The following is a 10,290-nucleotide window of genomic DNA, read 5'->3' as shown; positions in this document are numbered from 1 at the left end:
CGGTTGCACATCTCGTAGATGCGCTGGATGTGCTCCCAGCGCACGCGGTCGGCCGACATCGGGTTCGTCGGCAGCTCGGATTTCTCCGAACTCGTCGAGAGCAGCGCGGCGACGACGTCGTCGGCGTCCGCGGGCTTGGAGAGATAATCGATCGCGCCCATCTTCACTGCGGTCACCGCGGTGGCGATGTTGCCATAGCCGGTCAACACGATCGCGCGTGCGTCGGGGCGCTTCTTCTTCAGCGCGGAGACCACGTCGAGGCCGTTGCCGTCGCCGAGCCGCAAATCGACCACTGCGAATGCGGGGGCAGCCTTGCCGATCTGCGCCAGTCCGTCCGAGACGGTGTCACACGAGGTCACCGCAAAACCGCGCGTTTCCATGGCGCGCGACAGCCGCTCCAGAAACGGCTTGTCGTCCTCCACGATGAGAAGCGAGCGGTCGGCCTGTTCGTTCAGTTCGGCGATGGCGTTCAAGGTTTTGTCCTCTCTCCAGCGCGTCTACATATGGCGTCGCAATCGCGCGGTGCCAAGGCCGTCAATGGTCGATCGGCCCTGTTGTGCGACGCAAGGTCGCGCCTATCCTATTGTTTCTTCGAGCGTCTCGATAGCCTCAAAACGCTGCCTCGGCCACGCAATCTGGACCACGGCCCCGTGATCCGGGAAGGTCCGATTGGTAAACGAGACCTTGGCGCCGGTGCGTTCCAGCAGGGTGCGTGCGATGAACACGCCGAGCCCGAGGCCGCCGCCTTCATCCCGGGTGCGCCGCCGCGACAGGTAGGGCTCGCCGATCCGCTTCAAGAGGTCGGGCGGAATCCCCGGGCCGTCATCGGAAATCACGATCTCGATGGTCTCATTGTTCCACCAGGCGTTCACCTCGACGGTGGTGCGCGCGAAGTCGACGGCATTCTCGACGATGTTGCCGACGCCGTAGAGGACCGCCGGGTTGCGCGAGCCGACCGGCTCGGCGGCGGCGGCGATCGCGATCCGCACCTTGATGTCGACGCCGAAATCGCGGTGCGGCGCCACCACCTCCTCGATCAGCTCGGACAGCTTCATGCGGTCGAACGGCGCGCCGGTGGAGGACAGCTGGGTGATCTTGCTCAGGATGTCGCGGCAACGCTGCGTCTGCTCGCGCAGGGTTTTCAGATCGGCGGCAAAGGTCGGATCCTTCACCGTCTTTTCCAGCTCGCGCGAGATCAGGAAGATGGTCGCGAGCGGCGTGCCGAGCTCGTGCGCGGCGGCCGCAGCCAGCCCGTCGAGCTGGGTCAGATGCTGCTCGCGCGTCAGCACCAGTTCGGTCGCGGCGAGCGCGTCGGCCAGCTTGCGCGCCTCCTGGGTGACCTGGAAGGAGTAGAGGCTGGTGACGCCGATCGCGAGCACGATCGAAAGCCAGATGCCGACGAGATAGATCGGCGGCAGCACCAGCGGATCGTCGGAATCCCAGGGCAGCGGCAGATGAAAGAAGAACAGGATCGAGGCGCAGGCCACGGCCAGGAGGCCGAGGCCGAAGGTGGCGCGGGCCGGCAGCGCGGTGGCCGAGATCAGCACGGGAGCGAGGAACAGGAACGAGAACGGGTTCTGCAATCCGCCGGTGAAGAACAGCAGCCCCGCTAGTTCCACGATGTTCAGCGCGAGCAGCCCGGCCGCCTGGATCGGCTCGAGCCGCTGCATCGGATTGGCCGCGGTTTGCAGCGCCAGATTGAGCGCCGCCGACAGGGCGATGATGCTGACGCAGGGGACGATCTCGACGTTGAACTCGAGCCCCTGCGCCACGATGAAGATCGCGGCGAGCTGGCCCAGCACCGCGAGCCAGCGCAGCCGCAGGATCGTGTCCAGGCGGATATGTCGCTGCGAATGGCGAAAGTCGGAAACGGCGGTGTCGGTCATCTCAGCCAATCTAGCGATGCATGCGGGCGATCACAAACGCGCCGGCCCGCACATTCCACCGGGTTACAAGCCTCTTGCCTCGAGCCTTGATACTTCAAGTCCTGTGACGTCAAGTCTTGTTACGTCAAGTCTTGCGACTTCAAGTCTTGCGCTCGACCGCGCAATGGCGGAAGAACGGCCCAGCATGACTGAGAACGACAAGGCTTCAAGTCGGCCGACTGTCGCGGACCGCAAATCGTCCCCGGCAATCGAGGTCGATCGCCTCGTCAAGCTCTACAAGCAGACCCGCGCGGTCGACGACATCTCCTTCACGTTGCCGCGCGGCAGCATCACCGGGCTGCTGGGCGGCAACGGCGCCGGCAAGACCACGACCATCGCGATGATCATGGGCCTGGTGCTGCCGACCTCCGGCCGCGTGCAGGTGCTCGGACATCCGATGCCCGAGCAGAGCGCCGCAGTGCTGGGGCGGATGAATTTCGAGAGCCCCTATGTCGACATGCCGATGCGGCTCACGGTGCGGCAGAATCTCACCGTGTTCGGCAAGCTCTATGCGGTGAAGAACCTGTCCGACMGCATCGCCAGGCTGGCCGACGACCTCGATCTCACCGAATTCATCGACCGCGCCAACGGCAAGCTCTCCGCCGGCCAGAAGACCCGCGTCGCGCTCGCCAAGGCGCTGATCAACACGCCCGAGCTGTTGCTGCTGGACGAGCCGACCGCCTCGCTCGACCCTGACACCGCCGACTGGGTGCGGGCGCATCTGGAACGCTATCGCCGCGACAACAAGGCCACCATCCTGCTGGCGTCGCACAACATGCTCGAGGTCGAGCGGCTCTGCGACCGCGTCATCATCATGAAGCGCGGCCGCATCGAGGACGACGACACGCCCGACGCCATCATGGCCCGCTACAACCGCACCACGCTGGAGGAGGTGTTCCTCGACGTCGCCCGCGGCCGGGCGAACGGAGCGAAGGAGGCGGCGCGATGAGCAAGCCCCTATGTTTCAGCCGTAGCCCGGATGGAGCGCAGCGTAATCCGGGGCCCCTGTCGCGTGTGGCACGATTCCCGGATTGCGCTTCGCTCCATCCGGGCTACTTGGTGAAGCCATGACCGAGCTCTCCCTCCATCGCGGCATCTCGGCCCAGCGCATCGGCGCGATGATCCTGCGCTATTGGTATCTCCTGATGTCGTCCTGGCCGCGGCTGCTCGAGCTGCTGTATTGGCCGGCGCTCCAGGTCATTACCTGGGGCTTCCTCCAGCTCTACATCGCGCAGAACGCCAATTTCTTCGCGCGCGCCGGCGGCACGCTGATCGGCGCCGTCATCCTCTGGGACATCCTGTTCCGGGGACAGCTCGGCTTCTCGATCTCGTTTCTGGAGGAGATGTGGGCGCGCAACATCGGCAATCTCATGATGAGCCCGTTGAAGCCGATCGAGTTTCTGCTGTCGCTCATGGTCATGAGCCTGATCCGGCTCGCGATCGGCGTCATTCCGATGACGCTGCTCGCGCTGTTCCTGTTTCACTTCAATGTCTACAGCCTTGGCCTGCCGCTGATCGCCTTCTTCTGCAATCTGATCTTCACGAGTTGGTCGGTCGGCATCTTCGTCTCGGGGCTGGTGCTGCGAAACGGGCTGGGGGCCGAGAGCATCGTCTGGACCTTGATGTTCGCGATCATGCCGCTCGCCTGCATCTACTATCCTGTCAGCGTGCTGCCGGTCTGGCTGCAATATGTCGCCTGGACGCTGCCGCCGACCTATGTGTTCGAGGGAATGCGGGCGCTCCTGATCGAGCAAACCTTCCGGACCGACCTGATGCTGGGTGCGCTGGCCATCAATGTGGTGCTGCTGGTTGCATCTTTTGGGGCATTCCTTGCCCTTTTGCGCAGCGCCAAGAAAAACGGCTCGCTGCTGTCGGGCGGTGAATAACGTCACTTTCTCGTGGATTCAGGCTGGTTTGGCCGTTCAGGCCACGTAGATCTACGGAACCATGCATTGACGCAATATTACGCATTCGGCAGTATGCTGCGATGCGAAGAGGAACATGATCATGCCGATTGGTGAGTTTGGCGGCGCACCGCCCCTGGCGGCCGAAGGCAGTCCGGTCCTGACCACGCCGATGTACTGGATGTACGAGATGGCGCAGGCCTCTCTCAATCCGGCGCGCGCCGTCACCGACGCGACCAGGCTCCTGTTTCAGAATCCCTTGAATCCCTGGGCGCGCACCGAGGTCGGCAAGTCGGTGGCCGCGGCCTGCGAATTGTTCGAGCGCACCACGCGGCGCTACGGCAAGCCGGAATGGGGCCTCAACGACACCGAGGTCAACGGCATCCGCGTCCCCGTCGAGGTTCGCTCCGTCTGGGAAAAGCCGTTCTGCCAGTTGCTCTACTTCGATCGCAAGTTCACCCGCCCCTTGCGCAGCCCGCAGCCGCGCGTGCTGATCGTGGCGCCGATGTCCGGCCATTACGCGACGCTGCTGCGCGGCACGGTCGAAGCCTTTCTGCCGGCGCATGAGGTCTACATCACCGATTGGGCCGATGCCCGCATGGTGCCGCTCAGCGAAGGCCGTTTCGATCTCGACGACTACATCGACTACGTGATCGAGATGCTGCACGTGCTTGGCGGCAACACCCATGTGATCGCGGTGTGCCAGCCCTCGGTTCCCGTCGTCGCCGCCGTCTCGATCATGGAAGCGCGGCGCGATCCCTTCGTGCCGACCTCGATGACGCTGATGGGCGGGCCGATCGACACCCGCCGCAATCCGACTGCGGTGAACAACCTCGCCCAGCAGCGCGGCATCGACTGGTTCCGCAACAACGTCATCACCAAGGTGCCGTTCCCGCATCCGGGCATGATGCGCGACGTTTACCCGGGATTCCTGCAGCTCAACGGCTTCATCAGCATGAATCTCGATCGGCACATGGATGCCCACAAGCAGCTGTTCGCCAATCTGGTGAAGGGCGACGGCGACCTCGTCGACAAGCATCGCGACTTCTATGACGAATATCTCGCGGTGATGGATCTCTCGGCCGAATATTATCTGCAGACCGTCGACACCGTGTTCGTGAAGCACGCGCTGCCGAAGGGCGAGATGACCCATCGTGGAACACGCGTCGATCCCTCCAAGGTCACGCGTGTCGCGCTGATGACGGTCGAAGGCGAGAACGACGACATCTCCGGCATCGGTCAGACCGAAGCAACGCACGGATTGTGCAGTTCGATTCCCGATCATCGCCGCGTTCATTACGTTCAGAAGGGTGTCGGACATTACGGCGTGTTCAACGGTTCGCGATTCAAGTCGGAAATCGTGCCGCGGATTCACGATTTCATGGTCTCGGCAGCGAATCTGACCGCATCGCAGGCTCTCGCAGCCGAATAACTGCGTTTTTCGGCTTTCCCGTCGAAAATTCGGGCTCTGCCGGAGGTTCCCGGAGGGCCTGGTTCCCGCCAGATTCGCGGTATTTAGGTAGCTTCATAGGAGTGAGTCTTTCCTCACCCCTTGGGGAGGCCGCATGCGTCCAGCGGGGGCGAAAAAACAGGGTTCCAACCCCAGTCTGTAGGGTCTCCCGGACGTCAGACCCCTGTATATTGGGCAAATGATTTGTTTTTGCGCCGAGCGCTTTCCCTGGCGGCGGTTATGGCAGAATCCGGGCGAACTCCTGCTCCCCGGACTGACAGACATGGCCACTCGCGCGCTCCTCTATCGGCGGCCCCACGAACCAAAGACCCTCGTCATCACCCACGGATCGCAATTCTTTGCGATTCGCCTGCGCCGGCACCGCCGAGCGCGGCGCTACACGCTGCGAATTCATCCGAGTGATCGCGAAGCCATCCTCACCATGCCGCCGCGCGGCACGCTCGCCGAGGCAAAGGACTTCGCGCAGCGTCACGGCGCGTGGATCGCTGCGCGTCTTGGCCGTTTGCCGAAGGCGGCGCCGTTCCAGCCCGGCACAGTGATACCGCTTCGCGGCGTTCCCCATCGCATCGTTCATCGCGCCGGCACCCGCGGCACGGTGTGGACCGAGGTGCGCGACAGCGGTGAACGCATTCTCTGCGTCGCCGGCGGCGTCGAACATGCCGACCGCCGCGTGAACGACTTCCTCAAGCGCGAGGCGCGCCGCGATCTTCAGCGCTCGGCGGAGGCCTATGCCGCAGAGCTCGGCGTCAGGGTCAAGCGGCTCTCGATCCGCGATCAGTCCAGCCGCTGGGGCTCCTGCACCTCGGCGGGCTCGCTGTCGTTCTCCTGGCGCCTGATCCTGGCGCCGCCCTACGTGCTCGACTATCTCGCCGCCCACGAGGTCGCCCATCTCGTCGAGATGAACCACGCGTGATCCATCGATTGCGGAAGGTCGAAGGACCGAACAACTGATCTTCGCCAAACCTCTCCCTGTGGTTATGGGTCCCGGCCTTCGCCGGGACGACACCGTGGGTGGAGCAAGAGATCGTCTCTTCGCTACGCGCTGAAATCCGCACTCGTCCCCGCCTGCGTGCGTGAGGCCAGATAGGGCGCTTGCTGCTGCGCCATGACTCTTTGGCCTTCGGCCAGCATCGCCTGGAACGCCGCGTCGAGCTGATCGCGGCTGTAAGCCGTGGAATTGCCTTCGCGCGGCGTCCATTGCGATTGCGTGATCGCGGTGGGAGCCTTTTCGACGGTGCCACCAAGCAGTTTGGCGTAGCTGTCGGCCCGCCACTGCGCCAGATCTGGTCCACTCAGGCCGGGAGGATCCTCGAGATTGCCGATCTTTCCGGCCGCAGCGTTGGTGATCGTCGAGGACCCGCCATTGTACAGCGTGGCCGCCACCTTGCCGTCGACTTTGACCTGGGCATATGTGTTCTCCGGTGCATCGTCCGAGACGGCCGGTTGACTAGCGCTGGCGCCGTGGGTCATCAGCCAGTTCGTTGCCAAGAGGTCGCGCAGGACCGGATGATCCGCCGCCGATATCGGCTTGGCACCTTGCAGCGGCTTGAGCTGGGAGACGTCAAACCGGGGGCTGCTCGTCTCTGTGTCGGTCGCAGCCGACACCTCCGTCAGGACACTTGATGTCGCATTTGAATGAGACGTCGATGCAGGGCGCAGATGAGTCGGCACCGCACCGGATACACCTGAAATCATGGAACGCTCCTCGGCACTAGCTCAACCTAGGGGAGCAAATTCCAGGCCGATCGCGGAGGCTTGAAGAGATTGGTGTTTTCGCTTTCAGGGATACGCTGGCCTCGGTAAATCTTGCCGCCGTGGCAGGACTTGCCGAAGACAGGACTTGCCGAAGACAGGACTTGCCGAAGAGGTGGCTCGACACGTACGGCAACGTCGTCTCTCTCGTCGTCCCGGCGAAGGCCGGGACCCATAACCACAGGGAGTGGTTTGACGAAGACTAGTCGTTCCGTGCTCCTACCTTCCGCTATCGATAAATCACGCGACGATTGCGCGGCACGCTCGATTCGCCCCGCCGCATCAAGGCCTTCGAACCATCCACCGCGCATCGCGCCGGAATGTGCCGTCTACTGTGCATGGGGTTGTTTGCGCGTTTTTTGTTTTGAGGCCATGGAGACCTCAGCACGAAGCTACCTGTTCCCGCCGAACAGCCGGTCCATCAGCCAGCCATCGAGCCCTGCCGCTGCTTCCGGCCGCACATTGGCGCGCGTCGGGGGCGGGCGATAGCCGCTATTGTTCGCCGGTGCCGGCCCGGGCGCCGCCGCCGTCGGCGGCGACACTTGCGATGCGGCCTGCGCGAGGTTCGACAGGCCCCAGGTCGCTTGCGAGTTCGGCAGGTTCGCGACCGGCACGCCCTCGTGCGCCGCGCGCATGAAGCGCGACCAGACTTCCACCGGCAGCCCGCCGCCAGTTGCCTTCTTGGTCGGCGAGTTGTCGTCATTGCCGAGCCAGACGCCGGTGACGAGGCTGGCGGTGTAGCCGATGAACCAGGCGTCGCGGTAATCCTGGCTGGTGCCGGTCTTGCCGGCCGCCGGCCAACCCGGGATCTCCGCCTTCTTGGCGGTGCCGGAGATCAGCGTCTCCCGCATCATCGTGTTCATCATCCCGACATAGCGCGGGTCGATCACCTGGTTGCGCTCGTCGGCCTGGCGCATGTAGAGCAGCTTGCCGTCGAGCGTCTTGATCCGCCGCACCACATGCGGCGCCACCGCGAAGCCGCCATTGGCGAAGGGCGCATAGGCGCCGACCAGCTCGACGACCGAGACCTCGGAAGTGCCGAGCGCGATCGAGGCGTTGGGCTCGAGCTTGGAGGAGATGCCGAGCCGGTGCGCGGTGCGCACCACGTTCTTCGGCCCGACCTCGAGGCCGAGGCGGATGGCGACGGTGTTGAGCGACATCGCCAGCGCCTGCGTCAGCGTCACCGCGCCGAAATATTCATGGGTGTAGTTCTCAGGTCTCCAGCCCTTGACCTCGATCGGCGCGTCCTGGCGGACGGTGTCCGGCGTCAGCCCCTGCTCGAGCGCGGTGAGGTACACGAACGGCTTGAATGAGGAGCCGGGCTGGCGCTTGGCGGTGACCGCACGGTTGTACTGGCTGTCGGAATAGTTCCGTCCCCCCACCATGGCGCGCACCGCGCCGTCAGGCGTCATCGCCACCAGCGCGCCCTGGCTGACATTGAACTTCACGCTCTTGGCCGCGAGCTCGTCGATGATGGCGGCTTCCGCCACGCTCTGAAGTTTCGGATCGATCGTGGTCTCGACCGTGATGCTCTGGTCGATCTGGCCGACAAGATCGTCCAGCACCTCGCCGATCCAGTCGGCGACGTAGTTGACGGTGCCGGCGCCGACCGGCTTCACGTTGTAGGAGGGGTGGCCGATCGAGGCCTGCGCCTGCGCGTCGGTGATGAATTGCGCATCCGCCATCGCCGCGAGCACGATTTTCGCGCGCGCTTCGGCGCCTTCCGGATTGCGGTTCGGCGCCAGCCGGGAGGGCGATTTGACGAGGCCGGCCAGCATCGCGGCTTCGGCGACGGTGACGTTCTTCGCCGACTTGCCGAAATAGCGTTGTGCCGCGGCTTCGACGCCATAGGCGCCGGAGCCGAAATAGACGCGGTTGAGATACAGCTCGAGAATCTCGTTCTTGGAATGCTTGCGCTCCAGCCAGATCGCGAGCTCCGCCTCCTGCAGCTTGCGCTGCATGGTGCGTTCCTGGGTCAGGAACAGGTTCTTGGCGAGCTGCTGCGTCAGGGTCGAGCCGCCCTGCGACACGCCGCGATGGAGCACGTTGGTGACGAGGGCGCGCAGGATGCCGACGGGGTCGATGCCGAAATGCGAATAGAACCGGCGGTCCTCGATGGCGATGAACGCCTTCGGCAGATAGGGCGGCAGGTCCTTCAGCGACACGTTGGCGCCGGCCATCTCGCCGCGCTGTGCCAGCATGCTGCCGTCGATGCCGACGATCTGGATCGTCGGCGGGCGCGTGGGGATTTCCAGCGATTGGATCGGCGGCAGATGGGCGCCGACCCAGACCACGAGGCCGATCACGGCGATCGCGCCCCACAGGCCCAGCACCGCGCCCCAATACACCAGCCGGCCGATGCCAAAACCGCCGCGCGACTTCGACCGGCGCTTGGCGCCGCTGCGGCCGGCCGGCGCCTTCCGCTCGCGCGGCGGCTCCTCGCCGGATTCCTCGCTCTTGCGCTTGGCGGGTGATTTCGCGGACTTTTTCGGCTTGTCATCGCCGCCGGGAATGCGGTCCGCCGCCGTCAGGCGCAGATCTGCGAGCGCTGCGGGCAAGCCGAACAGCGGCTCCTTCCGCCCACCCTTTTTCTTTCCCCACGCCATACGCAAAACGCCCGGTCAGCCGCCCCGCCGCACGCTAGCGGTCGCTGTTTAAGGCCCGGTTACCCAGAGCTTAACGCGCGATTAGGAGGTGCGGCATTCGCCCGCCGCAGTTCCGCTCATCCGGCGCCGGAGCTAGGATCGAACCCATCAAGAAGAGGGAACCCGCATGGGCCATATCGATCCGACCAAGGAGATCTTTGCGCAGTTCCGGGAGAACGACCGCCCGGGTCCGATCCACATGCTCAATCTGGTTCGATTGCGCAAAGAGGCGGCCTATCCCGACGGCCGCAAGGCAAGCGGCGCGGAAGCCTATGCGGCCTATGGCCGCGAGAGTGGCCCGGTGTTCGAACGGCTCGGCGGCCGCATCGTCTGGCAAGGCAGATTCGAGCTGATGCTGATCGGCCCGCAAGAGGAGCGCTGGGACCACTGCTTCATCGCCGAATATCCGAGCGTTGGAGCCTTCGTCGAAATGATCCGCGATCCCGTCTACCGTGAAGCGGTGAAGCACCGTCAGGCCGCGGTGGAGGATTCGCGGCTGATCCGGCATGCGGTGCTGCCGGTGGGGAAGAATTTTGGGGAGGTGCCGAAGTAGACGCCGCACAAGTTCGTAGGGTGGGTTAGCCCGGCGGCGG

The 10,290-nt window shown here is 64.4% G+C and carries 8 protein-coding genes and 1 pseudogene; 5 read left to right on the top strand and 4 right to left on the bottom strand.

Annotation, left to right across the window (positions count from 1 at the left end):
* Both ACXJL8_RS30370 and ACXJL8_RS30365 read right to left on the bottom strand, forming a co-directional pair.
* Positions 1-473: ActR/PrrA/RegA family redox response regulator transcription factor (locus ACXJL8_RS30370; RefSeq protein WP_456686116.1), on the bottom strand; the 473-nt coding region annotated here is incomplete at its 3' end.
* 102 nt (positions 474-575) lie between these two features.
* On the bottom strand, positions 576-1,886 hold the full coding sequence (locus ACXJL8_RS30365) for an ActS/PrrB/RegB family redox-sensitive histidine kinase (RefSeq protein ID WP_456618408.1): 1,311 nt from the start codon (positions 1,884-1,886) through the stop codon (positions 576-578).
* 184 nt (positions 1,887-2,070) lie between these two features.
* On the opposite strand from ACXJL8_RS30365, the gene ACXJL8_RS30360 reads away from it, so the two are divergent.
* The 4 genes and pseudogenes from ACXJL8_RS30360 to ACXJL8_RS30345 form a co-directional block, all read left to right on the top strand.
* On the top strand, positions 2,071-2,874 hold the full coding sequence (locus ACXJL8_RS30360; RefSeq protein WP_456686115.1) for an ABC transporter ATP-binding protein: 804 nt from the start codon (positions 2,071-2,073) through the stop codon (positions 2,872-2,874).
* 118 nt (positions 2,875-2,992) lie between these two features.
* Complete coding sequence (locus ACXJL8_RS30355) at positions 2,993-3,811, top strand: ABC transporter permease (protein WP_456618406.1); 819 nt, start codon at positions 2,993-2,995, stop codon at positions 3,809-3,811.
* Positions 3,812-3,932: 121 nt separating this feature from the next.
* Entirely contained in the window at positions 3,933-5,261 is a 1,329-nt protein-coding gene (locus ACXJL8_RS30350) for a polyhydroxyalkanoate depolymerase (RefSeq protein ID WP_456618405.1), read from the top strand.
* Between the two features lie 217 nt (positions 5,262-5,478).
* Positions 5,479-6,210 (top strand): annotated as a pseudogene (locus tag ACXJL8_RS30345) (M48 family metallopeptidase); the annotation flags it as partial.
* A gap of 125 nt (positions 6,211-6,335) precedes the next feature.
* Here ACXJL8_RS30345 and ACXJL8_RS30340 read toward each other — a convergent pair.
* Both ACXJL8_RS30340 and ACXJL8_RS30335 read right to left on the bottom strand, forming a co-directional pair.
* A complete protein-coding gene (locus ACXJL8_RS30340; protein ID WP_456618403.1) occupies positions 6,336-6,995 on the bottom strand; it encodes a hypothetical protein in 660 nt (219 codons plus the stop codon).
* A gap of 449 nt (positions 6,996-7,444) precedes the next feature.
* Positions 7,445-9,658 (bottom strand): transglycosylase domain-containing protein, encoded by a 2,214-nt coding sequence (locus ACXJL8_RS30335; protein ID WP_456618402.1) that lies wholly within the window; start codon positions 9,656-9,658, stop codon positions 7,445-7,447.
* Between the two features lie 166 nt (positions 9,659-9,824).
* On the opposite strand from ACXJL8_RS30335, the gene ACXJL8_RS30330 reads away from it, so the two are divergent.
* Positions 9,825-10,250, top strand: coding sequence for a DUF1330 domain-containing protein (locus tag ACXJL8_RS30330; protein ID WP_456618401.1), 426 nt, complete (start codon positions 9,825-9,827; stop codon positions 10,248-10,250).
* The last annotated feature ends 40 nt before the right edge of the window (positions 10,251-10,290 follow it).

Source organism: Bradyrhizobium sp. P5_C11_2, assembly GCF_054049755.1.
This window is presented reverse-complemented; position numbering and strand designations above follow the sequence as displayed.

Bases quoted from the DNA above. Each gene is read 5' to 3' on its own strand.
- ACXJL8_RS30365 (WP_456618408.1), bottom strand. From the start codon at position 1,886: ATGACCGACACCGCCGTTTCCGACTTTCGCCATTCGCAGCGACATATC.
- ACXJL8_RS30355 (WP_456618406.1), top strand. From the start codon at position 2,993: ATGACCGAGCTCTCCCTCCATCGCGGCATCTCGGCCCAGCGCATCGGC.
- ACXJL8_RS30350 (WP_456618405.1), top strand. From the start codon at position 3,933: ATGCCGATTGGTGAGTTTGGCGGCGCACCGCCCCTGGCGGCCGAAGGC.
- ACXJL8_RS30340 (WP_456618403.1), bottom strand. From the start codon at position 6,995: ATGATTTCAGGTGTATCCGGTGCGGTGCCGACTCATCTGCGCCCTGCA.
- ACXJL8_RS30335 (WP_456618402.1), bottom strand. From the start codon at position 9,658: ATGGCGTGGGGAAAGAAAAAGGGTGGGCGGAAGGAGCCGCTGTTCGGC.
- ACXJL8_RS30330 (WP_456618401.1), top strand. From the start codon at position 9,825: ATGGGCCATATCGATCCGACCAAGGAGATCTTTGCGCAGTTCCGGGAG.